25 protein-coding genes are annotated in these 25,609 nt (G+C 45.9%); 15 read left to right on the top strand and 10 right to left on the bottom strand.

All coding sequences use genetic code 11. The features are described from left to right. Position 1: 1 nt before the first annotated feature. Genes QUA42_RS19570 through QUA42_RS19560 form a run of 3 tightly spaced genes read right to left on the bottom strand, consistent with a single transcriptional unit; the run spans position 2 to position 5,967 of the window. On the bottom strand, positions 2 to 2,242 hold the full coding sequence (locus QUA42_RS19570; protein ID WP_333139294.1) for a WD40 repeat domain-containing protein: 2,241 nt from the start codon (positions 2,240 to 2,242) through the stop codon (positions 2 to 4). Between the two features lies 1 nt (position 2,243). Next, complete coding sequence (locus tag QUA42_RS19565; RefSeq protein ID WP_333139292.1) at positions 2,244 to 4,601, bottom strand: WD40 repeat domain-containing protein; 2,358 nt, start codon at positions 4,599 to 4,601, stop codon at positions 2,244 to 2,246. Position 4,602: 1 nt separating this feature from the next. Then, positions 4,603 to 5,967, bottom strand: a complete 1,365-nt coding sequence (locus QUA42_RS19560) for an NACHT domain-containing protein (RefSeq protein WP_333139290.1) — start codon at positions 5,965 to 5,967, stop codon at positions 4,603 to 4,605. 344 nt (positions 5,968 to 6,311) lie between these two features. Here QUA42_RS19560 and QUA42_RS19555 point away from each other — a divergent pair, with 344 nt between their 5' ends. From QUA42_RS19555 to QUA42_RS19540, 4 genes are all read left to right on the top strand, one after another. Continuing rightward, complete coding sequence (locus QUA42_RS19555; RefSeq protein ID WP_333139288.1) at positions 6,312 to 6,938, top strand: ATP-binding protein; 627 nt, start codon at positions 6,312 to 6,314, stop codon at positions 6,936 to 6,938. A gap of 205 nt (positions 6,939 to 7,143) precedes the next feature. Next, entirely contained in the window at positions 7,144 to 7,515 is a 372-nt protein-coding gene (locus QUA42_RS19550) for a hypothetical protein (protein ID WP_333139285.1), read from the top strand. Continuing rightward, on the top strand, positions 7,494 to 7,778 hold the full coding sequence (locus QUA42_RS19545) for an ATP-binding protein (protein ID WP_333139283.1): 285 nt from the start codon (positions 7,494 to 7,496) through the stop codon (positions 7,776 to 7,778). Before QUA42_RS19550 ends, QUA42_RS19545 begins: the two co-directional genes overlap by 22 nt. 54 nt (positions 7,779 to 7,832) lie before the next feature. Further along, the gene (locus QUA42_RS19540; RefSeq protein WP_333139347.1) at positions 7,833 to 8,573 is read left to right on the top strand and encodes a response regulator transcription factor; all 741 of its coding nucleotides are present in this window, start codon (positions 7,833 to 7,835) and stop codon (positions 8,571 to 8,573) included. A gap of 238 nt (positions 8,574 to 8,811) precedes the next feature. Here QUA42_RS19540 and QUA42_RS19535 read toward each other — a convergent pair whose 3' ends face one another. Then, positions 8,812 to 9,774 (bottom strand): glycosyltransferase family 9 protein, encoded by a 963-nt coding sequence (locus tag QUA42_RS19535; RefSeq protein WP_333139345.1) that lies wholly within the window; start codon positions 9,772 to 9,774, stop codon positions 8,812 to 8,814. Positions 9,775 to 9,943: 169 nt separating this feature from the next. Between QUA42_RS19535 and ispD the strand changes: the two genes are divergently transcribed. After that, positions 9,944 to 10,630 carry a 2-C-methyl-D-erythritol 4-phosphate cytidylyltransferase gene (gene ispD, locus QUA42_RS19530; protein WP_333139282.1) on the top strand — a complete coding sequence of 229 codons (687 nt, stop codon included), beginning with the start codon at positions 9,944 to 9,946 and terminating at the stop codon, positions 10,628 to 10,630. A 155-nt stretch (positions 10,631 to 10,785) separates the two neighbouring features. Here ispD and QUA42_RS19525 read toward each other — a convergent pair whose 3' ends face one another. The 4 genes from QUA42_RS19525 to QUA42_RS19510 all read right to left on the bottom strand — a co-directional run bounded on the left by QUA42_RS19525 (position 10,786) and on the right by QUA42_RS19510 (position 13,789). After that, positions 10,786 to 11,523 (bottom strand): SDR family oxidoreductase, encoded by a 738-nt coding sequence (locus tag QUA42_RS19525; RefSeq protein WP_333139280.1) that lies wholly within the window; start codon positions 11,521 to 11,523, stop codon positions 10,786 to 10,788. Positions 11,524 to 11,603: 80 nt separating this feature from the next. After that, the gene (locus QUA42_RS19520) at positions 11,604 to 12,488 is read right to left on the bottom strand and encodes an NmrA family NAD(P)-binding protein (RefSeq protein WP_333139278.1); all 885 of its coding nucleotides are present in this window, start codon (positions 12,486 to 12,488) and stop codon (positions 11,604 to 11,606) included. Between the two features lie 21 nt (positions 12,489 to 12,509). Then, on the bottom strand, positions 12,510 to 12,950 hold the full coding sequence (locus QUA42_RS19515) for a nuclear transport factor 2 family protein (protein ID WP_445301344.1): 441 nt from the start codon (positions 12,948 to 12,950) through the stop codon (positions 12,510 to 12,512). 71 nt (positions 12,951 to 13,021) lie between these two features. Then, positions 13,022 to 13,789, bottom strand: a complete 768-nt coding sequence (locus tag QUA42_RS19510; protein ID WP_333139274.1) for an SDR family oxidoreductase — start codon at positions 13,787 to 13,789, stop codon at positions 13,022 to 13,024. Between the two features lie 188 nt (positions 13,790 to 13,977). Here QUA42_RS19510 and QUA42_RS19505 point away from each other — a divergent pair, with 188 nt between their 5' ends. From QUA42_RS19505 to QUA42_RS19495, 3 genes are all read left to right on the top strand, one after another. After that, a complete protein-coding gene (locus QUA42_RS19505; RefSeq protein WP_333139272.1) occupies positions 13,978 to 14,922 on the top strand; it encodes an AraC family transcriptional regulator in 945 nt (314 codons plus the stop codon). Between the two features lie 367 nt (positions 14,923 to 15,289). Next, a complete protein-coding gene (gene iscB / locus QUA42_RS19500) occupies positions 15,290 to 16,564 on the top strand; it encodes an RNA-guided endonuclease IscB (RefSeq protein WP_333139270.1) in 1,275 nt (424 codons plus the stop codon). A gap of 92 nt (positions 16,565 to 16,656) precedes the next feature. Further along, positions 16,657 to 16,917 carry a hypothetical protein gene (locus QUA42_RS19495; protein WP_333139268.1) on the top strand — a complete coding sequence of 87 codons (261 nt, stop codon included), beginning with the start codon at positions 16,657 to 16,659 and terminating at the stop codon, positions 16,915 to 16,917. Positions 16,918 to 17,080: 163 nt separating this feature from the next. Here the strand turns inward: QUA42_RS19495 and QUA42_RS19490 are convergent, their stop codons facing one another. Further along, positions 17,081 to 18,013, bottom strand: a complete 933-nt coding sequence (locus QUA42_RS19490; protein WP_333139266.1) for a LysR family transcriptional regulator — start codon at positions 18,011 to 18,013, stop codon at positions 17,081 to 17,083. Positions 18,014 to 18,274: 261 nt separating this feature from the next. Here QUA42_RS19490 and QUA42_RS19485 point away from each other — a divergent pair, with 261 nt between their 5' ends. The 4 genes from QUA42_RS19485 to QUA42_RS19470 all read left to right on the top strand — a co-directional run bounded on the left by QUA42_RS19485 (position 18,275) and on the right by QUA42_RS19470 (position 20,929). Next, on the top strand, positions 18,275 to 18,568 hold the full coding sequence (locus QUA42_RS19485; RefSeq protein WP_333139265.1) for a hypothetical protein: 294 nt from the start codon (positions 18,275 to 18,277) through the stop codon (positions 18,566 to 18,568). 91 nt (positions 18,569 to 18,659) lie between these two features. Next, positions 18,660 to 18,923: a hypothetical protein gene (locus QUA42_RS19480; protein ID WP_333035521.1), complete on the top strand. Its 264-nt coding sequence runs from the start codon at positions 18,660 to 18,662 to the stop codon at positions 18,921 to 18,923. An 81-nt stretch (positions 18,924 to 19,004) separates the two neighbouring features. After that, positions 19,005 to 20,069, top strand: a complete 1,065-nt coding sequence (locus QUA42_RS19475; protein ID WP_333139263.1) for a tetratricopeptide repeat protein — start codon at positions 19,005 to 19,007, stop codon at positions 20,067 to 20,069. A gap of 350 nt (positions 20,070 to 20,419) precedes the next feature. After that, the gene (locus tag QUA42_RS19470; protein WP_333139261.1) at positions 20,420 to 20,929 is read left to right on the top strand and encodes an N-acetyltransferase; all 510 of its coding nucleotides are present in this window, start codon (positions 20,420 to 20,422) and stop codon (positions 20,927 to 20,929) included. Between the two features lie 97 nt (positions 20,930 to 21,026). Here the strand turns inward: QUA42_RS19470 and QUA42_RS19465 are convergent, their stop codons facing one another. After that, on the bottom strand, positions 21,027 to 21,845 hold the full coding sequence (locus tag QUA42_RS19465; RefSeq protein ID WP_333139259.1) for an ATP-binding cassette domain-containing protein: 819 nt from the start codon (positions 21,843 to 21,845) through the stop codon (positions 21,027 to 21,029). A 540-nt stretch (positions 21,846 to 22,385) separates the two neighbouring features. Here QUA42_RS19465 and ssuE point away from each other — a divergent pair. The 3 genes from ssuE (at position 22,386) to QUA42_RS19450 (ending at position 25,560) form a co-directional block, all read left to right on the top strand. After that, positions 22,386 to 22,943, top strand: a complete 558-nt coding sequence (gene ssuE / locus QUA42_RS19460; protein ID WP_333139257.1) for an NADPH-dependent FMN reductase — start codon at positions 22,386 to 22,388, stop codon at positions 22,941 to 22,943. 33 nt (positions 22,944 to 22,976) lie between these two features. Continuing rightward, a complete protein-coding gene (locus tag QUA42_RS19455; protein ID WP_333139255.1) occupies positions 22,977 to 24,011 on the top strand; it encodes a sulfonate ABC transporter substrate-binding protein in 1,035 nt (344 codons plus the stop codon). Between the two features lie 115 nt (positions 24,012 to 24,126). Beyond that, positions 24,127 to 25,560 carry an FAD/NAD(P)-binding protein gene (locus tag QUA42_RS19450; protein WP_333139253.1) on the top strand — a complete coding sequence of 478 codons (1,434 nt, stop codon included), beginning with the start codon at positions 24,127 to 24,129 and terminating at the stop codon, positions 25,558 to 25,560. The last annotated feature ends 49 nt before the right edge of the window (positions 25,561 to 25,609 follow it).

Below are 25,609 nucleotides of genomic sequence, written 5' to 3'. Positions count from 1 at the left end.
CTCACGCCATCTCCTTTTCTAAATACTCAGTAATCCCTTCTAGTCGCAGGAAATATACGCGGCCGGATGCGTCGCCTGCCACAATTGTGACTCCATCGGGTGCAATAGCGCAACAGGCGATCGAACTTTCACCCCTGAAACTGGCAATGACATTTCTACTGGACAAATCCCAGACTTTGAGGGTTTTGTCAGATGAACCGGAAATCGCCCGCTTGCCATCAGCAGTGACAGCGACTGCTTTTACCGAGTAGCTGTGACCAGTGAGAGTAAACTCTTCCTTTCGAGTTGTTAAATCCCAGACTTTGAGGGTGTTGTCAATTGAACCAGAAATCGCCCGCTTGCCATCAGCAGTGACGGCAACTGAATTTACCGAATCGCTGTGGCCCACGAGAGTAAATAGTTCGTTTCGAGTTACTAAATCCCAGACTTTTACCGTTTTGTCCTCTGAACCAGAAATTGCCCGTTTGCCATCAGCGGTGAGGGCTACCGCATTTACCGAGTAGCTGTGACCAGTGAGAGTAAACTCTTCCTTTCGAGTTGTTAAATCCCAAACTTTGAGAGTTTTGTCCGCTGAACCAGAAATTGCCCTTTTGCCATCAGCAGTGACGACTACTGCATTGACTGAGTTGTTATGACCTCTAAGAGTAAACTCTTCCTTTCCAGTTGTTAAATTCCAGACTTTGAGGTTTGTGTCCTCTGAACCAGAAATCGCCCGCTTCCCATCAGCAGTGACGGCTACTGCATATACTGAGTTGCTATGACCTTCGAGAGTAAACAGCTCCTTTCGAGTGGTTAAATCCCAGATTTTGAGCGTGCTGTCCTCTGAACCAGAAATCGCCCGCTTCCCATCCTCCGTGATAGCAACTGCATTTACCAAATAGGTATGACCATGAGAAGTAAACTCTTCCTTTTGATTTGTTAAATCCCAGACTCTGATGCTGTTGTCTCTTGAACTAGAAATCGCCTGTTTCCCATCCTCCGTGACGGCTACTGCATATACCCAGCCGCTGTGGCCTCCGAGAATAAACGATTGGTTTCTGGTTATTAAATCCCAAACTTTTAGGGTTTTATCTCTTGAACCCGAAATCAGCCGTTTCCCATCAGCAGTGACAGCAACTGTATATACTGGGTAGCTGTGGCCTTTGAGAGTAAATTCTTCCTTTCCACTTGTTAAATTCCAGACTTTGAGCGTGTTGTCTCTTGAACCCGAAATTGCCCGCTTGCCATCAGCAGTCACGGCTACTGTATGTACTGAGTAGCTGTGACCTTTGAGAGTAAATTCTTCCTTTCCAGTGATTAAATCCCAGACTTTTAGGGTTTTGTCCCACGAACCAGAAATCGCCCGCTTGCCATCCTTCGTGATGGCTACTGCATATACTGAGTTGCTATGACCTTCGAGAGTAAACAGCTCCTTTCGAGTAGTTAAATCCCAAACTTTGAGAGTTTTGTCCGCTGAACCAGAAATTGCCCGCCTGCCATCCTTCGTGACGGCTATTGCATATACCGAGTTGCTGTGACCTGTGAGAGTAAACTCTTCCTTTTCAGTGGTTAAATTCCAGGCTTTTATGGTGTTGTCCGAGGAACCAGAAATCACGCGCTTGCCATCCTCCGTGATAGCAACTGCATTTACCGAGTTCCTGTGACCTGTGAGAGTAAACTCTTCCTTTCCAGTGCTTAAATTCCAGATTTTTATGGTGTTGTCCGAGGAACCAGAAATCACGCGCTTGCCATCCTCTGTGATAGCAACTGCATTTACCGAGTTCCTGTGACCTTCGAGGGTGCCTAGTAGCCCCCTGCAAGGGGGAGTTAAACAGGGTGCCAAAGGACGCAACCAAGGTGCTGCTTTCCACTGCTTGGCTACCTCCAGCATTGCCTGAATCTCTGGCATTTTAAAGTAGCGTAAGCGCCCTAACTGTTCTGCCAGTTTTGTCTTATCTTCATCCAAAATCTCGGCTGACATCCACAGTACCGCTTCAATCAAGTTCAGGGCTTTCGCTTTTTCTGGATTGTACTCGGGGTTAGTTACTGCTTCTGAATCGTCAACTAAATTAAAATCATCAATAAGCGCCTGTAGTCCAAATTCAGGATGCTGAAGCTTTGCCATCAGAAAATTAAAATCAGTCAGTGTTTGATAATACTTTTGTAAATTCCCTGACTTAACATAATTTGGCAGTAAGCTGCCCAGATAAGCACGTTGATAGGAAAGTGGTTTAGCCGCTAACTTGTCAGCAAATTCTCCCATCTCACGCCATCCCCTTTTCTAAATACTCAGTAATCCCTTCGAGTCGCAGGAAATATACGCGGCCGGATTCGTCGCCTGCGACAATTGTGACTCCATCCGGTGCAATAGCGCAACAGGCGATCGGGCTTTCACCCGTGAAACTAGCAATGATATTTCCATTCGACAAATCCCAGACTTTGAGGGTGTTGTCCGACGAACCAGAAATCGCCATTTTGCCATCAGCAGTGACGGCGACTGTATTCACCAAGCTGCTGTGACCAGTGAGAGTTAACTCTTCCTTTCCAGTTGTTAAATCCCAGACTTTGAGGATGTTGTCTGTTGAACCAGAAATCGCCCGTTTCCCATCAGCAGTGACGGCTAATGTATTTACTGAGTTTCTGTGACCTTTGAGAGTAAACTCTTCCTTTCCAGTTGTTAAATCCCAGACTTTGAGGGTTTTGTCATCAGAACCAGAAATCGCCCGTTTGCCATCAGCAGTGACAGCAACTGCATTTACCGAGTAGCTGTGACCTTTGAGAGGAAACTCTTCCTTTCCAGTTGTTAAATCCCAGACTTTGAGGGTGTTGTCATCAGAACCAGAAATTGCCCGTTTGCCATCAGCAGTGACAGCAACTGCTTTTACTGAGTAGCTGGGGAGAGTAAACAGTTCCTTTCCAGTTGTTAAATCCCAGACTTTGAGGGTGTTGTCTTTTGAACCAGAAATCGCCCTTTTGCCCTCAGCAGTAACAGCAACTGCATTTACCGAGTAGCTGTGGAGAGTAAGCAGTTCCTTTCCAGTTGTTAAATCCCAGACTTTGAGGGTGTTGTCTTTTGAACCAGAAATCGCCATTTGGCCATCAGCAGTGACAGCAACTGCATTTACCGAGTAGCTATGACCTTTGAGAGTAAACAGTTCATTTCCAGTTGTTAAATCCCAGACTTTGAGGGTTTTGTCTCTTGAACCAGAAATCGCCTGCTTCCCATCAGCAGTGACAGCAACTGCATTTACCGAGTTGCTGTGACCTTTGAGAGTAAACTGTTCATTTCCAGTGGTTAAATCCCAGACTTTGAGGGTTTTGTCCCACGAACCAGAAAGCGCCCGCTTGCCATCCTCCGTGACAGCGACTCCATTTACCGAGTTGCTGTGACCTTTGAAAGTAAAGTGTTCATTTCCAGTTATTAAATCCCAGACTTTGATGGTGTTGTCCGCTGCACCAGAAATCGCCCTCTTCCCATCAGCAGTGACGGCGACTGCATATACTGAGTTGCTGTGACCTTTGAAAGTAAAGTGTCTATTTCCAGTTATTAAATCCCAGACTTTGATGGTGTTGTCTGCTGCACCAGAAATCGCCCTCTTCCCATCAGCAGTGACGGCGACTGCATATACTGAGTTGCTGTGACCTTTGAGAGTAAACTCTTCCTTTCCAATTGTTAAATCCCAGACTTTGATGGTGGTGTCCGATGAACCAGAAATCGCCCTCTTCCCATCAGCAGTGACGGCTACTGCTTTTACCAAGTCGCTGTGACCTTTGAGAGTAAACAATTCATTTCGAGTTGTTAAATCCCAGACTTTGATGGTTTTGTCCCACGAACCGGAGATTGCCAGTTTGCCATCAGCAGTGACAGCAACTGCATATACTGACTTGCTGTGACCTTTGAGAGTAAACTCTTCCTTTCCAATTGTTAAATCCCAGACTTTGATCGTGTTGTCCCACGAACCAGAAATCGCCATTTTGCCATCAGCAGTGACGGCTACTGCATTTACCCAGTGGTTGTGACCTTTGAGAGTAAATTCTTCCTTTCCAGTTGTTAAATCCCAGACTTTGATCGTGTTGTCCGATGCACCAGAAATCGCTCGCTTCCCATCCTCCGTGACAGCGACTCCATTTACCGAGTTGCTGTGACCTTCGAGGGTTCGTAGTAGTCCCCTGCGAGGGGGAGTTAAACAGGGTGTCAAAGGACGCAACCAAGGTGTTGCTTTCCACTGCTTTGCTACCTCTGGCATTGCCTGAATAGCCGGAATGTTAAAGTGCAGCAAGCGCCCTAACAATTGCCCTGCCAGTTGCGTCTTATCATGCTCCCAAATATCGGCTGACATCCACAGTACCGCTTGAATCAAGTTCAGGGCTTTCGCTGTTTCGGGATTGTACTCTGGGTGAGTTATTGCTTCTGAATCCTCAACCAAATTGAAATCATCAATAAGTGCCTGCACCCCAAACTCAGGATGCTGAATCTTTGCCATCAGAAAGTTAAAATCAGTCAGTTTTTGATAATACTTTTCTAAGTTCCCTGAGTTGACATAATTTGGTAGTAAGCTGCCGAGATAAGCACGTTGATAGGAAAGGGGTTTGGAAGCTAACTTGTCAGCAAATTCTCCCATCTCACGCCATCCCCTCTTCTAAATACTCAGCAATCCGTTGATTTACTTGCTTAAAAATTCTCCGCTTTGCATCCATCTCCCGTTTGCCTTTCAGAAAGTCAAGGAAACTAGCATGATAGATGGTATAGCAGATTTCTTCGCCTACATTCTGCTTTTTCAAATACTCAACCCACTCATCTTCTAAAACCTTTCCCACATCGCATTGATCCACCTTGACAATTCCAGCAATCATCTGGCAGGGAATCGCCGTGCCAATCTCTAGTAAAATATACAAGACAATCTCCATCAATTGCCCTGGCTTAGCTTCCATTCCCATCCGCACCCAATGGCTTTGATAATACTCTTGCAGCCCATCGGGCAATTGCGTTAAACTCAAGTCATTGTAATCACCATTAGCAATTGCAGGCAAAACATAGCGCAAATACATAAAATTGTTTTCGCTTTTGTTGGTCACTTGCTCGACAAAAGTTGTATCTAAAATGCTGCGATTGTGAATCCAGTTTCTCAGTTTATCTTTATACTCCGTATCGGTATTAATCGCATACCGAATATACTCTTTGATATCCTCCCGATTGAAATTAACATACTCGCTCTCTCTTAAATCTAACTCTTTTACCGGAACATCTACTAACAACTGCTTTTTATCAGAAGCATAGGGTCGCCGCGTCAGCAGAAAATATACGTTAGTGGGCAGATTTTTCGGTAAATGTAAAAGATTTCCTCCCGGTTCTTGTTCGACTTCATCCAGTGCATCAATTGCAATTACCAAACGATCGCCCGCCGTGAGTTTTCCTGCCACCTGTGCCAGTAAAGTTGGTAAATCGGCGTCTTCTGAATTTGGCAATTGATAGCGGTCAATTAATTGTCGGCGAATGCTCTTCAAAAACAATTCTGGTCTGTTGCGACGTTCGACGAGAATATTGAAATAGCAGGGAGATTGATGTTCCCAGACGTATTTGGCAACGATCGAACTTTTGCCCATTCCCGCATCCCCGACGATTGTAAAATAACCGTGAGGATTTTCGGTGATAAATTGTTCAAAATTCTCAAAAACAAATCCGCGTCCGCAAAACCTCCGAATTTTTTCTTCTATTAACGATCTAAATTCTTCAGGGTAGGGGGCAAATACTGGGTCTGGTTTTGGATAATACTTCTGTTTTAATTTTATAAACAATAGATTTAATTTACCGGCACCTTTTTGGTCAAGAAGTTGAGGAAAACTATTTCCAAACCTCATATAAATCTCTCCCATCCGCTGTTTTACAGCAGCTTCTGTTATGCTGAATTTTACTGAAAGCTGTGCCTGATTGAGGGGTGCTCTTTCAGGAGAGGAGAGTGCTGCTAATAATGTTTCGGTGTGTTCCATCGATAATCCATGTGTCCCAGATTCGCGTCTAAGGAATTCTTGCCAATCCATCTAGGTTAACCCCTAATTTAACTTTATTACAACTTACGCATCATGCACTTAAATCATCCTGAGCCTTGCCAATGAGCTCTTAGACGGCTGGGATGCTTCCCAGTCCTGAGCCTTGCGAAGAATCGGGACTCTGCATGACAGTAGTTTAATTATACCTTGAGTATACTTTGATTATACCGACCTCTAATAGACCTAACTTTATACCTCTGGTCAACTTCACTCAATTAAAGTGATGCGATGATTTGATCAGAAGCACAAAAGCAATTTTTGATAAACATTGGAGGTCACTAGAAATGAATCTTAACTTATTCGGCAACTCACACCCAGACGAAGATTATAGCAAAATGGATGAAATCCCATCACTGGGGATAGGTATAAAAATTATTAGCCAAATTGCCGATGAGCTTAGTTATACCCACACTTCTGACCATCGAAACTGTCTGTTAATTGTAAAATATTTTCAGCCTGTACTACCTCACCCTAGCACTCAAGCTGATTGTTTTAAGCGAGCGACCGATACTTTAAACATTTTCAACTGGCTGAAAGAGCAAAAAACTAGCCAATCCGAGCGAAGTTCTAACCAGCCACTGCAAAAGATTACCCTTCAACTCAATAGTGATATTGCCACTGTCACTCAAGTTTTATGGTGGGTCGAACAGTTAGAGAATCTACCACTTCCCGAAGAAGTTTTGCAGCTTTGTAAACTTGCGACGGTGGAGGGGTTTATCAATGCTATTCACCACCACAAAAATATGCCATCAAACACTCCGATCGAGCTTGCGATAGCAGTTTTTAACGAACGCATAGAAATTCAAATTTGGGATTGGGGAAAGCCTCTTAATTGCCAAGGAAAAGTTGCACCTGAACAATCGCCAGCAAAAGATACCTTCGGTTTAAAGGAGCTGCAATTTATGTTTTAGCAAAGATGACTATATCTGCCAATCATTCTTTAATTAGTTCTGCCTGACTAGGATCGATAGGTTTTAATCTCCTGCCCGATTTGCCCTAAAAATCATGGCAGATAGCAAATTAAAACTAACCTTGCCTGCCCTTCATTCTCCCTTTTTGCTTCAGTAGGATATCTGTAGAAACAAAAAAGCTCAATATTTAGCAGAGAAAACCGTTATGAACTCTAACTTAGGCAATTCGCACCGTGACGAAGATTTTAGCGAAATCGATGAAATAGGAAAAATAGGTATAAAACTTATTGGCAAAATTGCCGATGAGCTAAGTTATACCCGCACATCTGAGGGTCGAAACTGTCTGTTAATTGTAAAATATTTTCAGCCAGCTTTAGTACCACCACAACCTAGCACTCAAGCTACTTTTTTTAAGCGTGCGATCGATGTCTTACACAGCTTTAACTGGCTTCAAGAGCAACGAAATCCCCAATCCGATCGAAGTTATAAGCAGCCACTTCACAAAATTAAACTTCAAGTACGTAGCTCGCTCCAGGCTGTTACTCAAGTTTTCTGGTGGGTCGAGCAGTTTTTTTAGAGCTTCTACCCATTCCCGAGACAGTTTTGCAGCTTTGTAAGCTTGCGGCGATCGAGGGTTTTACCCATGCTGTTCGCCACGCGAACACAAATCGGTCATTGGAAACTCCGAAAATAGAACTGGCGATCGCAGTATTTAACAAACGCCTAGAGATCGAAATATGGGATTGGGGCAAGCCTTTTGACCTCAAGACCAAGCTAAAAGAAGAATTGCCCGAAAAAACTCTGTTTAGTTGGAACGACCTGGCCTTTACTCTTCACTAAAGCTGTTCTGAAATTGCCACCCGTCTATTCACAACATAAAGGTAGTTTTTTGTGATGATTACTGATACTACTCCCAAGATTCTAGTTGTGGATGATGACCCATCCATCCGCAATTTAATTCATCGCTTTTTGAATCAGAAATATCAAGTAGATTCGGCAGCAGATGGGGAGACCGCTTTAACATTGTTTGAGAAATTCAAGCCACTGCTAGTAGTTCTCGATTGGAATTTGCCGGATACTACAGGCTATCACCTCTGCCAGGAAATGCAGCGCCGTACTAATGTTTTTGTGGTAATGCTAAGCAGCCGCACAGACGAAGCTGATAAACTTAAAGTCCTATCCGCCGGTGCTGATGACTATATCTGCAAACCCTTTGGTTTGGCCGAGTTGGCAATTCGTATAGAAGTGGTGTTGAGACGCATGAGGCCTGTGACCCCATCACGTATTGTATTCGATCAATTTGCGATCGATTCAGCGCGTCGAGAAGCAACACTCAACGATCGCATTATCAAGTTAACAACCTTGGAATTTAATATCTTGTATTTTTTAGCAAGTCATTCCGGTCAATCTTGGAGTCGCCAACAGCTAATCGAAAAAATCTGGGGGTGGAACTGCAACGACACAGGAGAAGAGAACGTTGTTAGCGTACATATCGGTCAGATTCGCAAGAAAATGATTCAAGCTGATGCTAGTGGGTGGCAGTTTATTAAAACTATTCGGGGTTACGGTTACAGGTTCGAGCCGCCCGTTAGCGAAGCCCTCGAAGAGGATCGTACTGCAATGGCAATTTCCTAAGCTCATTTGCATTAACCACTTTATAAAAGTCTAATTTAGAATTTTATTGCTCGATCAAAATAGGTAAAAACCGATTGTGAAAGTTGAGGGTATGGAATGTGATTTACAGCAGATGATGGATGATTTAGAAGACTAACATCGAGTTTTAGATGCCCGACTTTCCTCGTCCCCGGGTCGGGAAACCAGCTAAATTGTAGGGACACGGCACGGCCGTGTCCTGACTTAGATATCCTAGTTTTTAGCCGCCCCAAACCTTCTTCAAAACATCTTGAGGAGAGATGTCGGCCATTTTGCCAGTAGGAGATTTAATGCCCAAAAATCGATCGCTCTTTGGCAGCAATTTCGCCGGTTCCGTCGGGCCGAACAAAGCTATTGTATAAGTTTGAACCGCCACAGCTAAGTGCATCGGCGCACTGTCAGTACATATCATCAAATTAGCAGCAGCAATCGTGGCAGCCAACTTGCCGACATCATCCGGCGAGATAACTTTTACATTTGGACATGACTCGACTAACTTTTTCACGAAGTCTGCATCTTCGGGGCCTTTCACAACAACAACGGGCAAATTTGGCTGCCGCTGCTGACAATCTTCAATTATTTGCTTCCAGTTGTCTGTAGGGTAAATTTTGTCAATACCTTTAGACACAGCTAATTGACTCGAACCGCCGTGAATTAGAATGTAACCGCTTTCTTTGATTCCCAACCGCTGCTGTTCGGCTTCCGCCCACTGAATGTCCTGTTTAGGTACATTAATTGCCAGTGGCGGACAAGGATTTTTAATGTTGAATCCTTGCAGCAAATCGTGGTACATTGAAGCTGCGTACTGTTCAGTTTTCAGCGGTACCGCAGCGGTGAGAAATCGAGCACCGTTCGTTCCCGAATACCCAACTCTCTGCGGAATGCCGGTCAGCCACAGCAGCAGCCCTACAGTCCACCGCTGGCCGAGGGAAATAACTGCTTCGTATTCGCGATCGCGAATTACGCCCAGTAAATTGCCCAAATCTGCCATAGCGTTGCGGTCTTTGAAATTGTACGTCAAGACTTCTTTGACGGATTTGCAGACTCGGTAAGCGCCCTTTGCCCTCGGTTCCACGATGACATCAATTTGCGCCTCTGGATAAGACTGCTTGAGGTCATCGAGGGTGGGGAAAAATAAAATTTGGTCGCCAATTCCGCCTGGGACAAGTGCTAGTATTCGCATCATAAACGATCGGCTATTATCTATCGAGGTAGCTCTGTGCGATCGGTCTTCAGCTATCAGCTTATAGTATTTCTAGACTTTAAAAGCTACTGGCTGACAGCTAAACAACTGACCCAAAAGTACAGGACGCTCTTAATATATACCTAGTTGGGTTAAGAACGGTTAGTTAATGCACTTATTAATTCCTGCGGCGGGTTCGGGGCGACGGATGGGGAGTCAGCGGAACAAACTGCTGCTGACTTTGCTGGAAAAACCTTTGCTGAGTTGGACTTTGGCTGCTGCTGAAGCTTCGCAGCACATTAGCTGGATTGGCATCATGGGTCAGCCAGACGATTTTCCTGATTTTAAAGCAATTCTGAGCGATTTATCTTTGGTCAAGCCCGTGGAACTGATTCAAGGTGGCGCCACCAGGCAAGAGTCAGTTTACAACGGTTTGCAAGCTTTGCCCCCCAATGCCGATCGAGTGTTGATTCACGACGGCGCGAGGTGTTTGGCAACTGCTGAATTGTTCGATCGATCTGCCGAGGTTCTCTTGACCTGTCCCGGCTTGATTGTCGCCGTCCCGGTCAAGGATACGATTAAGGTCGTAGATGAGCGTCGGATCGTGCGAGACACCCCAGACAGAAGCAATTTGTGGGCAGCCCAGACTCCCCAAGGATTTGAAGTGAAATTGTTAAAGCAGTGTCACGAAGAAGGGCGACAGAAAGGTTGGGAAGTTACAGACGATGCAGCTTTGTTTGAAAAATGCGGTTTACCAGTACAAATTGTGGAGGGAGAAGAGACGAATTTGAAAGTAACAACCCCCGTAGATTTAGCACTAGCTGAATTTATTTTGCGCCAAAGATACGGGAAATAGTTTGGAATTGTGTAAGGAAAAATTGGGAATTGTCAATGGGAATTGGTAAGCTAACTAAGTCCCCCTAAAAAAACCAAATACTCAGATAGCCGACTTCTTCAAAAATTCGGCTATCTAATAACCATCGCCTTTTATATTTAATTAAATTAACCTACTTAGTAAGGGCTTGCTGTTGGTCTGACGATAATTTCGCTAACATCAACATCGTCAGGTTGTTCGATCGCAAATACAATCGATCGCGCGATCGCAGCCGCAGGAATAGCTATTCTGCGGAATTCTTGCATTCCCGATCTTGCAGTTTCATCAGTGATGCTCTCGGCTAACTCAGACTCGGTTACTCCCGGAGAAATCACCGTCACCCGAATGTCGCCCCCAACTTCTTGTCTCAAGCCTTCTGAGATGGCTCCAACGGCGAATTTAGTAGCACAGTAAACAGCAGCAGTAGGAGAAACCGCGTGTCCGCCGATTGAAGAAAGATTAATAATCTGACCAGACTTTTGGGCTTTCATCACAGGGAGTGCCGCCGCGATGCCGTACAAAACACCTTTGATATTGACATCAATCATGCGATCCCATTCCTCAACTTTCAGTTGTTCGAGTGCGGATAGGGGCATGATGCCAGCATTGTTAATCAGAACATCTACGCGATCGAACTTACTTTGGGCAAATTGAACGAGATCCTCCATTTGACTGCGTTGTGTCACATCTAGAGCCTGGTATTCGACTGTTCCACCCTCCGCACGAATGTCCTTGGCGATCGCTTCTAGGCGATCGGTGCGACGTGCGCCTAAAACAACTTTTGCGCCCTTTTTAGCAAGCAACTTAGCACTGGCTTCACCGATTCCACTACTGGCTCCAGTGATAATGATGACTTTTCCATTTAAGTTAGACATTGAAATCTCCTATTTTTGTGATGTTACTGGGAATTTGATTTGGTTTTCTTGAAACAGCTCTTCGAGAGTTCCCGTCGCAATCAAGGCGCGAGGGCATCCCATAGCTTGTTCTTAACAAACTGTTCAAACGTTGTTGGTGTAAATGCTTGAGGTGTTCGTGCTGTCGCATAAATTCCGTTCGGATCGCCAATAGCACGGAACAAATTCTCTAACTCTCGTTGGACATCAGGCGTTGCTCCCATCGATGCCAGTTGCTGCTGGATCGATTCAATAGTCACCTGAACATATTCGATCGGGCGATCTAATACTTGTGAAAGAATAACTGTTGTTTCCAAGAGCGTTAAATTTTCTGGCCCCATCAAATTACGAGTCCACTTACCTGTCCAAGAATCATCGAGTAGATATTTCGCGGCCTCATCGCCGATATCATCCGTACTAATCCAAGGAATATCGTGGTCACTAGCATAGGGGAAGCTTACGCTATGGTCTTGCTGAATCAACTTGACTTGCTGCAGGAAATTCTCCATGAAATAGCCGGGACGCAGATGCAGCACATTTGCTGTGGTTTGGTTGAAGATCGATTCAACATCACCAACGAATGAGACTGTACCCAAATTGGGTCTTGCGCCCGCACCAATGCTAGAAATATTGACGACTCGCTTGATGCCGTTTTCGCGCACTGCTGTGGCTCCAGCCATTGCCGTCTGGATGTACCAGTTGGATAAGCTTGGCGTATCGAGTTTCGGTGGAGTCAGCCAAAACAAGGCATCTGCATTTTGTGTTGCCTCGATCGATCCTTGAGGATCGTCACTGCTAATTTGCTTCACTGTCGCACCTCGCTCAACTAAATCGGCTAACTTCTCTGGATGTCTTGCCAACAGAACGGTTTCGGCTCCAGCTTGTATCACTTTCTCAGCGGTACGTCGTCCAATGTTGCCTGATGCGGCTGCAATGACAATTTTCATAGCTATCCTCTCTTTTATGTATTAGCCCCGGCTGAAAAATTCGCGCAATTTTTCAGTGTCGCCCATTGCATCAATAACGGGGACAGGGTTCCAGTATTCACGGTAGTGAACGATTTTTCCATCCTTGGTTTCTAGGCGCATCACATAATCTTGTTGATAGTGGCGGCGTGTGGCGAGGATGTCGGCTTCTCCATGAACCTCGGCAAGTAGAACATTAGGGTTGGATGTTTGATATTCGCGAACATTCGTGAATACTAAATCTTGCATCTGTGCCACCATCTTTTTCATGTGGTTGTAGATGGCAGATTTGCCTTCAAATCGTTCTGGCGCATTCAGAGCAGCAGCATACGGAAATTCAACAACTGCATCTTCAGCAAATAAATTTATCCAAGCTTCGGTATCCTTGCCAATCAATGCAAGATGGTCAGTCAAAAGCTGTGTAATCATATCTTCCTCTTCTATTTCACCTTAAAATTGGATGGCTCTGGCTCGAAATCTCCTATTTCTGTCTCTTCTGTTGAGGTTAGTTTGAATTAAACAAACTGACCGCCCGAGACTTCGATTCTCTGTGCATTCACCCATCTGTTTTCTTCGGATAGCAAAGAGGCGATCGCACCGCCGATATCATCAGGCAGACCGACGCGACCTAGGGCGGTTTGCGAAGCGATAAAGCTGTTAATCTCAGGATTGTCACGCACCGCACCGCCATTAAAATCAGTTTCAATTGCGCCTGGGGCCACCACATTCACGGCAATCTGTCTGTGTCCCAATTCCTTAGCCATGTATCGGGTCAAAACTTCGATCGCTCCTTTCATGCTTGCATAAGCTGCATAGCCAGGTAGAGCAAAACGGGCAAGCCCAGACGAAATATTGACTATCCGTCCTCCATCATTGATCAAAGGCAGAAGTTTCTGCGTGAGGAAGAAAACGCCCTTTACATGAATATTCATCAAGCGATCGAAATCATCTTCGGTGGTATCAGCAAAAGACGCATGAACCCCAATACCAGCATTATTCACGAGGAAATCAAAATGCTCTGTCTGCCATTTATCTTGAAGTGACTCCTTGACTTGTTCCACAAAACCGTCAAAGGTTTTCGTGTTTGAAGTATCCAGTTGCAGCGCAACCGCTTGAGATCCGATATCGGCGATCGCAGATACGACATTTTTGGCATCCTCATCGCTGTTGTGATATGTCACGATGACATCGACTCCTTTTCTGGCAAGAGTCAAAGCGGTATTTTTGCCAAGTCCTCGGCTCGCACCTGTTACCAATGCGATTTTTGTCGGGTTTTTCGTCATTGCCTTATCCTTTTACTGTTTCATTCAGATGTGTTCATCGTATGAGTAAAAGCAAGCGTTTTGAATACACAGACCTCGCAATTTATTGCCTAATCCTCCAAACCCATATTTTAGGAATGGCTCAAGATGCTCTATGATGAGCAAAAGGAAAGGGTTAAATCAATCAAAAAACTAGCAGGGCGATTGAAATGCTCAACCAACTAATAAACCAAGATGCGTTAGCGAAGCCCTCGGAGAGGATCGCTAATCAATGTAAAGAATTGGCGGCATTAGTAACTCGGCACACTGAAGGCAAGGGGAACGGTTTTCATAAAACAGCTATAGATAAGCTGGAATTTACGCGAGAATCTTCAGCTTCCGCCGCACTGCACGGTGTCTATCAACCTATTCTCGGCATCATCGTTCAGGGCAAAAAAGAAGCGTTGCTGGGTGAGGAAACCTATCGTTATGGCGAGGCTCAATATCTTGTGATATCGGTTGATTTGCCTCTGAGCGGATTTGTTGTAGAGGCCACTCCCGACAAGCCGTATTTAGGATTCAAGCTGAATTTAGACCCTCGCCAACTCTGCGATATTATCACTGCCCAAACCAGTCCAAGTGCGAATAAGAAAGAAAACTGTGTCAGAGGTTTGTTTGTCAGCACCGCCGATGCACCGTTGCTCGACTGCGCCCTCAGATTGACAAGGCTTTTGGATACGCCACAAGATATCCCTATCCTGGCTCCGATGATTATCCGCGAAATCTATTATCGTCTTTTAATGGGTGAACAAGGCGAAGCTGTCCGCCAAATAGCAACATCTGGCAGCAATATGGAGCGGATAGCCGAGGCGATAAAACTCATCAAGGCTGATTTTACAAAGCCGATGCGCGTTGAGTATCTTGCAGGACAAGCCAAGATGTCTCCTTCATCTTTTCATCACCATTTCAAGCAAGTGACATCGATGAGTCCACTTCAATATCAAAAGCAATTAAGACTATTAGAAGCACGTCGCCTGATGCTTGCCGAAAACGCCGATGCCACAAATGCTGCGTATCAGGTGGGTTATGAAAGCCCCTCACAGTTCAGCCGCGAATATTCTCGTATGTTTGGTGCACCGCCGATCCGGGATATTGAGCGTTTGCGTACTGCTTGAGCGTAACTGTTTCGACTATATTGGTTTTGTTCCCCTTAACACAAATGGAGGATAAAAGCAATGGAATATTGCGGTAAATGGCGGATCGCGGAGATGGAATTGTGGGATAGTCATGAACCCCATGCCTAAAGGCAGGGGCTTGTAGACTGCCCGACTCTACGAGCGGGATACAAGCCAGAACATGACCAGCCGTATACCTTCGAGGTCTACGTTTTCAAGGTCAAGATACCTACAAATGCGTCGCTAGTTTGTAGCCCTATCGTTGGTTGTTAAACATCTGTAATGGGTTAAGGAAGTGCAGCCAACATGACAAGCCTTGAAAACATTGGCGAAGCGAACGTTACGAGCAATCAGAGGAGACGCAAAAATGTCTAACTTTGTCTTTGTAATTGATACCAATCGCAAACCGCTATCACCCTGTAAACCAGGAATGGCAAGGTCATTGCTGAAAGCAGGCAAAGCAGCGGTATTTCGTCGCTATCCGTTTACGATTATTTTGAACAAAGCAGTTGAGGTGAATCCTGAACCGCTAGAACTCAAATTAGATCCGGGATCGAAAGTCACGGGGATTGCAATCAAACAGGGCGACAAGATTATCTTCGGAGCCGAACTGCAACACCGGGGACAACAAATTAAAGATGCACTTCTCTCTCGCCGTCAACTTAGGCGAGGAAGACGCAATCGCAAAACTCGATACCGTCAGGCACGATTCCTCAATCGCACTCGTCCCGATGGTTGGCTAGCTCCATCCTTGCAACACCGAATTGAAACAACACTCACATGGGTTCGCAAGTTGATTCGATTTGCGCCCATTACCAGCATTGTTCAAGAGCTAGTGCGGTTTGATTCCCAACTCATGCAAAACCCTGAAATCTCAGGCGTTATGTATCAGCAAGGAGAGTTGCAGGGTTATGAAGTCCGCGAGTATCTCTTGGAAAAATGGAATCGGCAGTGCGCTTATTGCTCGGTTGAAAATGTACCGTTCGAGATTGAGCACATTCAACCCAAGTCAAGAGGTGGCTCGGACAGGATTTCTAACTTAACGATTGCCTGTCACGATTGCAATCAAAAGAAAGGCAATCAAGATGTTCGGGTATTCCTGACAGCTAAGCCCGACCTGCTAAACCGTATTCTCAAACAGGCAAAACTGCCCCTTAAAGATGCAGCAGCGGTCAACTCAACCCGATGGGCATTATTTAATGCACTTAAAGAGACGGAATTGTCCGTCACTACTGGCACGGGCGGGCAAACTAAGTTCAATCGGCATCGATTAGGATTGGCTAAATCGCACTGGCTTGATGCTGCCTGTGTGGGTAGCGTTGACACGCTCAAAGTATTGACTTCAAAGCCGCTGCTGATTGTGGCAAAAGGTCACGGAACGCGACAGATGTGCGGCACAAACCAGTACGGATTTCCCATTCGGCATAAGTCTAGAGTGCAAATCCATAAAGGTTTTCAGACTGGCGATATTGTCAGCGCAATCGTTACCGCAGGGAAGAAAATCGGCGGCTACGCAGGGCGTGTTCTGTGCCGTGCTTCGGGTAGTTTTGATATCGTAACTAAGTCTGGGAGAGTAACAGGTGTTAGTCACAAGTATTGCAAAGCAATTCATAAAAAAGATGGCTATAGCTATGGGTTTTGAAAATATTTCAAGGCGACTGAAGTCGCTGTCGCTTTCCTCCCCATGTCTAAAGCCAGGGGCTTCTCGCTCGTTTTTCTGGTGATTACTTGGACATGGAAGTTGAAGCGTATATCGAGATAGATCAAACAAGTTCAGGAGAATTTCAATTCGGTTTAGTATCCGGTCAAATTGACGGCGAAGTCGTAAAAGATGGAAAGGATCAGCGATTTGAGTTTACCTGGGACGGTAATGATGAATGCGATCGTGCATCCGGTAGCGGTTGGCTCAAATTAAAGGATAAAAACTCGGTAGATGGTCGAGTCAAACTCCACCAAGGCGACAGTTCTAGTCTTGTGGCAAAGCGCATGAAGTAGGCAATCAGCGATCGCACTATTTTATGCGATTTTTTTAAGCCGCAGATGAACGCAGATGAACGCAGATACAATCCCATCCGCGTTCATCTGTGTTCATCGGCTGATATCTGCGGTAACAAAATGCCAATCTAAACCATAACCAATAACAACTGACTTAGGTTTCTCATGAAGGATTAATCGGAAACTCGCCATCACTATCAACCTCTGCGGCACTTTTAACTAAATCCAAGAACGCAAACACCGCCGGAATCAACAACCCATTCCTCAAAACAGCCACCCCAATTACTCTTTCAAAATCCGCAGGCAAACTGCAAACTTTCACCGAAGTAGGTATCGGTTCTGCAGCCAAACGGGGAAGAATTGCTGTCCCCAAACCTTGCATCACCATACTGACAATCGTTGAATCTTCGCTGAGTTCGTAAGCGATATTTAAGGGAAACCCCGAAGTTGTCAAATATTTTCGCAGCGGTATAGAACAAGCATTTTCTACCGGCTGCAAAATCAACGGATAAGCCGCTAATTCTTTCCAGGTAATCTTAGCACTTGACACTTTGGCACTTGGCGGCAGCAATACAACATATTTATCCCGCAAAATTTCTCTAGTTTCAAATTCATCGGAAATGGGAAGGGAAACAAAGCCGATGTCTGCTTTGCCCGATCGCAAAGCTTCTTCCACAGCTTGGGTATAATAAACTTCGGTAATGCTGACGGCAATTTTGGGAAAGCAACTGCGAAATTTAGCAATAATACCCGGTAGGATATGAGTTGCAACGCTCCGAAAAGTAACTATCCGTACCTGGCCTCCCTGCAAACCTTTTTCTAAATCCGCTTCTTTGACCATCCTTTCTAAGGCGCAGGCTATTTGACGCCCGTGACTCACTACCCTTTCCCCCACTGGCGTCAGTTGAGCACCGTGTCGCCCCCGGTGGAACAATTGCACTCCCAATTCTGTTTCTAGAGAGGCGATGGCGTGGCTGACGGCGGATTGGGACAGTTCCAATTGCAAAGCCGCCTCGCTAAAGTTTTCACAGTCTGCTACAGCTATCAAAGCTTGAATCTGAGAGAGTTTCATCCGCCGCGTATTAATTTCGTTCATAGCATTTGTGCCAGTAGTACCCAAATTGTCACAGGGGCTTCGATATATCGATTTTATTCATACAACCTATGCAAGCAATGCTTTGATTGTCAATTGCCGCTGAGTTAAGGTTAATTTATCAGGTAACAGATAGGCTTTTACAGGACTTGCACGACAACAATATTGTGCTGTAGTTGCGGTAAATTTATTGCAGCTCCAAGCTATTTTTTGTAATTTTATTGGTGCAATTTTTGTAAAAATTATCACTTTAAGGTGTGGGCTATGTCTACTTACAACAGTCGGAGCAACCCCCGAATAATGATGTTTTTTTTGATGGCTGATCGAGCTAAACCATCCGAAAAACAGAAAGGGCTATCTCTCTTTTCAGCTATAAAAAAAATTGGGCTGTTTTGGCTCTACCTCATTTCTAGTGAGGAGGAACTGAGAATTTGGCAGACGTGCGATCGCTATGGTAACACTTGGTGGCACGGTTGCGATCAGGCGACTGGTCGTTCTACCTGCGTGGCGACGGATGATGAAATGCGCGCTTGGCTCGATCGGCGTTATTGCCAATAGTAGTGTGTGGGTGGCGTGGAAATGAAGTGAAATACAGCCCTCGATTAGCAATTACCCATTAGCAATTACCCATTACCAAGTAGGAGATGCTATGCTTCAAATATCTTCCGAATGTGCAGCGCCCGATCGCATTATTCTGATGGAAAACGAGGTATACAGATTGCCTCAAACTCATCGAGAAATTCAAGTTTTGTCAGGAATTGCTTGGATCACGCTTGACCAACAGGACATCATCTTGCAAAGTTCTGAAAAAGCATCGCTTCCACCCAGCAAAAACTTTGCTGTCATATCCGCTCTCAACAATATGCCGCTGATTATGGCAGTCTGGCAAGACAAAAACCCAGTCAGAACCTAGAGATTAAGAAAAAATGCGGCAGGAACACCCCAAAAAGCTCTATCTTAATAGTTATCACTTAGCTATTGGAGGACTCGATCGGTGGACTGCCGCTCTTATCACTTCAGCTATCTCGCAGCTATAAGTATTGTCTTATCGCCCGCACTAAGCTTGCTGGCAATTTCAGACGCCCGGGCTTATGGCCCAATTATAAATGCTAGGCGTGCCCAAGCGAGCGCTCACGCTCAGGCAACTGACCCCAAAACGCAAGCAGACGCACTCTTTGAAACAGGAGTAAAACAGCACCGCGAGGGTTTGTTTCAAGAAGCTATCCAGACTTTTGAGCAAGTTTTGGCAATTCGCAAGCAACTAGACGACAAAGCGGGAATCGGAGAAACCCTCAACAATATGGGGGAAGTTTATGGCGAAATGGGTTTGAGGCCCAAAGCTTTGGAAGTTTTGGGGCAAGCTTTAGTCATTCACCGAGAAATCAGCCAAGGGCGTCGTATCGCGCGCACTCTCAATCTCATCGGTTTCGTCAACCGGATTGGGGACAATTTTTCCGAAGCTATGAAACTGCACCAAGAAGCTTTGGAACTTGCCAAAAGTGCCAACGACCAAATTGAAATTGGAGAATCCCTTCACAACATCGCGGCCGTGTACGCAGAACAGGTCAATTACGCCAAGGCGATCGAATTTTACCAGCAAGCGCGCACGATTCGCACTGTTGAGGGCGATCGCCGCGATTTAGGCCGTACCCTCAATAACATGGGCGGCGTCTACTACAACATCGGCGACTTTAATAGAGCGATGGAATTTTACCACCAAGCTTTAGCAATTCGTCGGGAAATCGGAGACAGGGCTGGCGTCGGTCGCCTCCTCAACAACATGGCACTTACCTCTCGCAAACTCGGCAAAGATACTCAAGCGCTGATCTATTTTCAGCAAGCTATACCGATGTTAGAAGCAATCGGCGACAAGACAAGTATCGGACGCTTGCTCAACAACATGGGCGCAATTCATGAAAGTCTCGGTCAATCTGCTAAAGCTCTCGAATCCTACGAGGGAGCTTTAAAAATTGCTCGTGATGGCGGTGACAAAGCCGGAGAAACTACGGCGATGGAGGGCATTAAGCGATTGTCTTCCGGTCAGCTTGTACCGCAATAATGACAGTTAAGCGGTTCGGCGTATCGGGTGAAGATTAGACTTGCATTGCATAAGTCTTCGATCGAGAAACCGCAGATGTAAGGCAGATAAACACAGATAAACGCAGATAATTGAAGCAAGTGAAAGCGATTGAATGCAATCTTGTAGTCTATTGGAAGCGATCGACTTTGGGGGTGATTTGGCAGTAATCTGTCAGTGGTTGCATCATTGGTTGCCAAAAGTACATAGCTCAAAAAGAGGAAAAAAACTTCAGGGGCGCTAGAATTTGATTAACATCACGATCGAAAGATAGAAACAGTTTCTGTAGTATTTCGTCTGCCCGATCGGCCACCAAACCATTAATCTAAGCTATGTATATCCGTACCGAAAAGCCCGAAGATTTAGAATCGGTTCGCCAAGTTAATATGGCGGCATTCGGGCGAGAAAATGAGGCAAACTTAGTCGATAGATTGCGGGGAATTGCATCTACATTTTCCTTCGTTGCCTTACCCTCCGATCGCATTGTCGGACACATTTTCTTCAGTCCGGTTGTCGTCGAAGGAAAATGTTCTAGCAATTTGTCGATTCTGGGGTTGGCACCAGTCGCAATTCTTCCCGAATATCAGCGCCAAGGTATAGGAACGCTGCTGATCCAGCACGGTTTAGAAGAGTGCAGGCGATCGGGATTTCAGGCAGTGGTTGTGCTTGGCCATCCAGATTTTTATTCGCGTTTTGGGTTTATTCCTGCTAGCAAAAAGAGCTTGAAATGTGAATATGATGTGCCCGATGAAGCTTTTATGGTTTTGGAGTTAGAAAGTGGAGCTTTGGAGGATTGCAGCGGAACAGTGAAGTATCGATCGGAGTTTAGGATCTGCGAGTGATATCAAATCCGGGTGCATCGGATTGGCTGACGAAGAGCTCGCGAGTCAGAAATATTCTTAAACGAGCGCCCATATCTGAGTTACCTTGGTAGATCCGTTATCCGTATTTACTTATCTGTACATAGTTGGGTTTTTTGTACCTACCTATTGCAAATTTCTCTGCATCTTTGCTACTTTCTTTTTGACCCATAACGCGCTGCAAAATCGCCTCTACTTTCGCAGCAAATAGAGCATTTCCTCTCTGCCTCGGTCGCGGCATATCAATAGAACAGTCCATTGCTATCTGACCATTTTCTATTAAAATAACTCGGTCAGCTAGCACCACTGCTTCTTCTACGTCATGAGTGATCAGTAGGGCGGTAAAGCCTTTTTCTTGCCATAAATTTTCTAACAATTGCTGCATCTCAATGCGAGTCAAAGCATCCAACGCGCCGAGGGGTTCATCAAGCAGCAGTAAATGAGGTTCGCAGGCAAGGGCTCTTGCTAAAGAAACTCTCTGCTTTTGACCGCCGGAGAGTACCGCCGGCCAATCGTTGGCGCGATCGCCAAGCCCTACCGCGTGAAGGACTTGCATCGCTTTGCAGTGCGTGTTTTCTTTGGCCGTGACTAGCCCTAATTTCACATTTGCTACCACTTTTTGCCAAGGTAGTAGCCGTGCATCCTGAAACATCATTGTCACTTTAGAGTTGAGTTTGCGGGACGGCTTTCCATCTAGAAAGACAGTGCCTTGAGTGGGAACTTCTAGTCCGGCGATTAAGCGCAGTAAGGTACTTTTGCCACATCCGCTGCGACCTACAATTGCTACAAATTCTCCGGGATTTATTTCTATGTTGATATCCCGCAAAATTTTAATATTTCCAAATGACTTCTGGAGTTTTACTAATTCTAGACCTATTCCTGAGAGTGGTGATTCCATTCTAAAAAACCTCCATATCGCGATCTATGCCACAGGCTCAAAACCTTTTTCGCTGTCAAAGGTGGCTGTTGAGTAAATGCCAATTCGTCTCCTACTCACCGGTGCTGGTGAATAGCAGATTAGCATTTCTAACGTAATCTACGGTAAATCAGTCAAATTACAGTAGTTTTTGATTAAACAAGATTATTGCATAGGTATCTACAAAAAGCAAGATAATTTTTTGCCCAACTTCTGGGGCTTTGATAAATAATTGTTAAGAACAAGCAAACCCGGTTCCTGTAAAGGTTCTGTTTTTGAGTCCGGTGGGATTATGCTGTATCTGGAAGAAAAAACCTGACAGTTGATTCCCGCCGAGATTCGCGATCGCGCAAAATTTGTATAAGAGTTATCCAACTTTACATCTCAACTTACTTGCTTTTTAAAATTGACCGTGCTAGCTTACTATCTATAAAATACGGTAAGTCTACCAATTTACCGTATTTGCTAGCGATACCGTAAATCGTTCATTTTTAAATGAGTCAAAAATAGGAGGACTATTAAATGCCTAATGTTGTTGCGATCGCAGGTAGCCCGTCTCATCCATCCCGATCCTTTGCGGTGCTGGAATACGCCCGCCGTGCTGTCGAGAAAGAGGAACTGAGTACGGCCTCTGTCAACGTCCGCGATCTCCCACCAGAGGTATTAATTTACGGACAATTCGCGAACCCAGACTTAAAAGCAGTCAATGATTTAGTAGTAGAAGCCAAGGGCATAATCATCGCCACACCTGTTTACAAAGCAGCCTACACAGGCGTACTCAAAGCTTACTTAGATTTGCTCCCGCAGAAGAGTTTAGCTGGTAAAGTTATTCTCCCCATAGCCACCGGAGGTACGCTGGGTCACTTATTAGCAATTAACTACGCCCTCAAACCAGTGTTATCCGAGCTGGGCGCTAGTCATATCTTGGCTGGTGCCTATGTTTTAGACACGCAGATCCAAAGTTATGACGAAACAAGCGTACAACTTGAAGAGGAAACAGAACAAAGATTGCGATCGCAGTTGCAAGAGTTTGTTGGTGCGTTACACAGTGGCAAACCCGAATTAGTTGGAAGTCTCTGATCGGAAAGTTAGCGACAAACAATATTATTGTTTATGCTCAAAAGACTGATTTCATTCCTTGCTCAATTATGGCGATCGCACCTTTCCCTAGCAATGCTATTTCTATTAGGAATCGGCTTGAATTGGGCGATCGCGGCCTGTAACAATACTCCCCCCCCTACGGGCTCTGCAAGCCCCGCCGCTTCCCCCACAGCAACTCCAGCTAAGGTAGTCCGCATCGGTCATCAGAAATTCGACCCCTTCACCCTAGTCAAAGCTAGAGGCGGTTTAGAGAAACGCTTGCAGCCTCTAGGTGTATCCGTTGAGTGGAAAGAATTTCAATCAGGCCCCCCGATGCTGGAAGCACTAAACGCCGGCAGCATCGACATCGGGCGCACCGGGGACGCTCCTCCAGTCTTTGCCCAGGCTGCTAACACACCTCTGCTGTACATTGGCGGTAGCGCGCCCAAAGACCGCAGTTCAGGTATTTTAGTCCCTGCTAATTCGGCAATTCAAACCCTGGCAGATTTGCGAGGTAAGAAAATAGCTTTTACAAAAGGTTCAAGTGCCAATTACCTATTAGCAAAAGCACTGAAATCCGCCGGGATAAAATGGACTGATATTGAGCCGGCCAACCTGACACCAGCCGATGCCAGAGCCGCCTTCCAACAAGGTAACGTAGATGCTTGGGTAATTTGGGACCCCTTTTATGCAGCAGCTCAAGCGCAAAAAGATGTTCGTGTTGTTAAAGATAGTAAAGGACTAGCCGCTAACCGCGATTTTTACTTAGCTAATCGCTCATTTGCTCAGCCGAATGTCAAAATCATTGAGGCAATTAGAGAAGAAACTCAAGCAGTAGCGACTTGGGCTGATGCGAATCCCGCAGAAGTAGTCAAGATTCTCGCTCCCATTCTGAATGTTGATGTTTCTATCTTAGATGTAGTCACTCGACGGCGCAGTTATGGATTTGAACCGATCCAAGCTGATATGGTTGCCGAGCAACAGGAAATTGCCGATACTTTTTTTGAACTTGGCTTAATTCCCAAGCAGCTCAAAGTTGAAGAAGTAGTTTGGAAACCAGGTAATTAAAAATTCCCGCTTGTGGGTAAGTGTTGGAGACAGAGGCAGCGATATATTTTCATAGATCCGAGGTCTTAAAAATAAATACATTCGTATTCTATTTGATGCTGATAGGGTTCCTAAAATGCGGACTTCCGATCCTATAACAACGATCGCGATCGTCGGTGCTGGCTTTAGTGGTTGTCTCGTAGCGGTTCACCTGTTGAAAACAGCCAACCGACCCCTGCTGATAGAGCTGATCGATCGCAGTCACGAGATTGGCCTAGGAGTTGCATACAGCACCAATGACACCAGCCATTTGCTGAATGTATCTGCAGGCAAGATGAGTGCCTTTTCCGACGATCCCGGTCATCTGCTGTGCTGGCTGCACTATAACCGCAGCGAATTGGCGGCATTACTGCCCAAGGACCTGAACGCCAGCAGTTTCATTCCCCGTTATATCTACGGGCTTTACATTGAGTCGATTCTGGAGGAAGCTGAAGCCGCGGCATCCAGTAACGTCCGGCTCTCGCGCGTCATCGATGAAGTGGTGGCAGTGGAGCCACAAGCCTCATGTGCGATCGTCTCCCTGCGGAGCGGTCGTGCTTTCGTGGCAGACAAAATTGTGCTGGCAGTGGGAAACGCGCCAGCAGTTCCCACTGCATCGCAAACTAAGGACGATGACACCCCCTACCTCCGCCATGCCTGGTCAGCTTCGGCCTTGGCAGGGCTTGAGCTTGATGCGCCGGTGTTGCTGATTGGCACTGGACTGACAATGATGGATATGGCGGTGTCGCTCCACTCGCGCCACCATCAAGGCAAAATTTACGCCGTGTCTCGCCGGGGCTTGTTGCCGCTGACCCATCGATCGACCAAACCCTACCCCGCCTTTTTGACCCCAGACACCGCGCCCAAAACGATTCTGGGCTTGCTGCGGTGCATTCGGAGTGAGGTGCAGACGGCGGCCCAGCAGGGCTGCGACTGGCGATCGGCGATCGATTCCCTGCGTCCCATCACCCAGCAACTCTGGCAACAACTCGGCCGCGTCGAGCAGCGACGGTTTTTGCGCCATGCCAGCCCCTATTGGGATGTGCACCGGCATCGGATTGCCCCTGAAATGGGGGATGTTGTCCGGGCAATGCTGGAATCAGGGCAACTGACAGTTACCGCAGGGCGCATTCAGGACTATCAAGCGACACCTGATGGGGTGGCTGTTACCGTTGGCGATCGCCAAACGCAAACGAATCGGGTCTTACAGGTCAGCCGCGCGGTTAATTGCACAGGGGTACAAATAGATTATCGCCGATCGCCCCAATCCCCGATCGCCAATTTGCGTGCCCAAGGGTTGATCCGCCCCAACGACATCGGTTTGGGATTGGATACTGCCGCTGATGGTGCCGTATTAGATGCTCGGGGCAACCCTTCAAGTCTGCTCTATACTTTGGGGACTCCGCGCAGAGGTGATTTATGGGAAACGATTGCTGTCCCAGAACTGCGCGAGCAGGCACAGGCACTGGCTGCGACGCTGAACCAGGCCGTACTTGCCAACGAATATAGCAATCCTAAATCATTATCATGAGTACGGTACAATTATATGCAATACTTGATTATGACAAAAAAAATGAATA

This window comes from Microcoleus sp. Pol11C2 (assembly GCF_036701505.1).
GTDB lineage: Bacteria > Cyanobacteriota > Cyanobacteriia > Cyanobacteriales > Microcoleaceae > Microcoleus.
This window is presented reverse-complemented; position numbering and strand designations above follow the sequence as displayed.

What these genes read in the sequence shown, in the direction of transcription:
- QUA42_RS19560 (WP_333139290.1), bottom strand. Translation starts at nt 5,967, where the DNA reads ATGGAACACACCGAAACATTATTAGCAGCACTCTCCTCTCCTGAAAGA.
- QUA42_RS19495 (WP_333139268.1), top strand. Translation starts at nt 16,657, where the DNA reads ATGGAAGTTGAAGCGTATATCGAGATAGATCAAACAAGTTCAGGAGAA.
- QUA42_RS19490 (WP_333139266.1), bottom strand. Translation starts at nt 18,013, where the DNA reads ATGAACGAAATTAATACGCGGCGGATGAAACTCTCTCAGATTCAAGCT.
- QUA42_RS19465 (WP_333139259.1), bottom strand. Translation starts at nt 21,845, where the DNA reads ATGGAATCACCACTCTCAGGAATAGGTCTAGAATTAGTAAAACTCCAG.
- ssuE (WP_333139257.1), top strand. Translation starts at nt 22,386, where the DNA reads ATGCCTAATGTTGTTGCGATCGCAGGTAGCCCGTCTCATCCATCCCGA.
- QUA42_RS19470 (WP_333139261.1), top strand. Translation starts at nt 20,420, where the DNA reads ATGTATATCCGTACCGAAAAGCCCGAAGATTTAGAATCGGTTCGCCAA.
- QUA42_RS19565 (WP_333139292.1), bottom strand. Translation starts at nt 4,601, where the DNA reads ATGGGAGAATTTGCTGACAAGTTAGCTTCCAAACCCCTTTCCTATCAA.
- QUA42_RS19455 (WP_333139255.1), top strand. Translation starts at nt 22,977, where the DNA reads ATGCTCAAAAGACTGATTTCATTCCTTGCTCAATTATGGCGATCGCAC.
- QUA42_RS19485 (WP_333139265.1), top strand. Translation starts at nt 18,275, where the DNA reads ATGTCTACTTACAACAGTCGGAGCAACCCCCGAATAATGATGTTTTTT.
- QUA42_RS19450 (WP_333139253.1), top strand. Translation starts at nt 24,127, where the DNA reads ATGCGGACTTCCGATCCTATAACAACGATCGCGATCGTCGGTGCTGGC.
- QUA42_RS19505 (WP_333139272.1), top strand. Translation starts at nt 13,978, where the DNA reads ATGCTCAACCAACTAATAAACCAAGATGCGTTAGCGAAGCCCTCGGAG.
- QUA42_RS19535 (WP_333139345.1), bottom strand. Translation starts at nt 9,774, where the DNA reads ATGCGAATACTAGCACTTGTCCCAGGCGGAATTGGCGACCAAATTTTA.
- QUA42_RS19525 (WP_333139280.1), bottom strand. Translation starts at nt 11,523, where the DNA reads ATGTCTAACTTAAATGGAAAAGTCATCATTATCACTGGAGCCAGTAGT.
- iscB (WP_333139270.1), top strand. Translation starts at nt 15,290, where the DNA reads ATGTCTAACTTTGTCTTTGTAATTGATACCAATCGCAAACCGCTATCA.
- QUA42_RS19510 (WP_333139274.1), bottom strand. Translation starts at nt 13,789, where the DNA reads ATGACGAAAAACCCGACAAAAATCGCATTGGTAACAGGTGCGAGCCGA.
- QUA42_RS19550 (WP_333139285.1), top strand. Translation starts at nt 7,144, where the DNA reads ATGAACTCTAACTTAGGCAATTCGCACCGTGACGAAGATTTTAGCGAA.
- QUA42_RS19520 (WP_333139278.1), bottom strand. Translation starts at nt 12,488, where the DNA reads ATGAAAATTGTCATTGCAGCCGCATCAGGCAACATTGGACGACGTACC.
- ispD (WP_333139282.1), top strand. Translation starts at nt 9,944, where the DNA reads ATGCACTTATTAATTCCTGCGGCGGGTTCGGGGCGACGGATGGGGAGT.
- QUA42_RS19555 (WP_333139288.1), top strand. Translation starts at nt 6,312, where the DNA reads ATGAATCTTAACTTATTCGGCAACTCACACCCAGACGAAGATTATAGC.
- QUA42_RS19540 (WP_333139347.1), top strand. Translation starts at nt 7,833, where the DNA reads ATGATTACTGATACTACTCCCAAGATTCTAGTTGTGGATGATGACCCA.
- QUA42_RS19570 (WP_333139294.1), bottom strand. Translation starts at nt 2,242, where the DNA reads ATGGGAGAATTTGCTGACAAGTTAGCGGCTAAACCACTTTCCTATCAA.
- QUA42_RS19480 (WP_333035521.1), top strand. Translation starts at nt 18,660, where the DNA reads ATGCTTCAAATATCTTCCGAATGTGCAGCGCCCGATCGCATTATTCTG.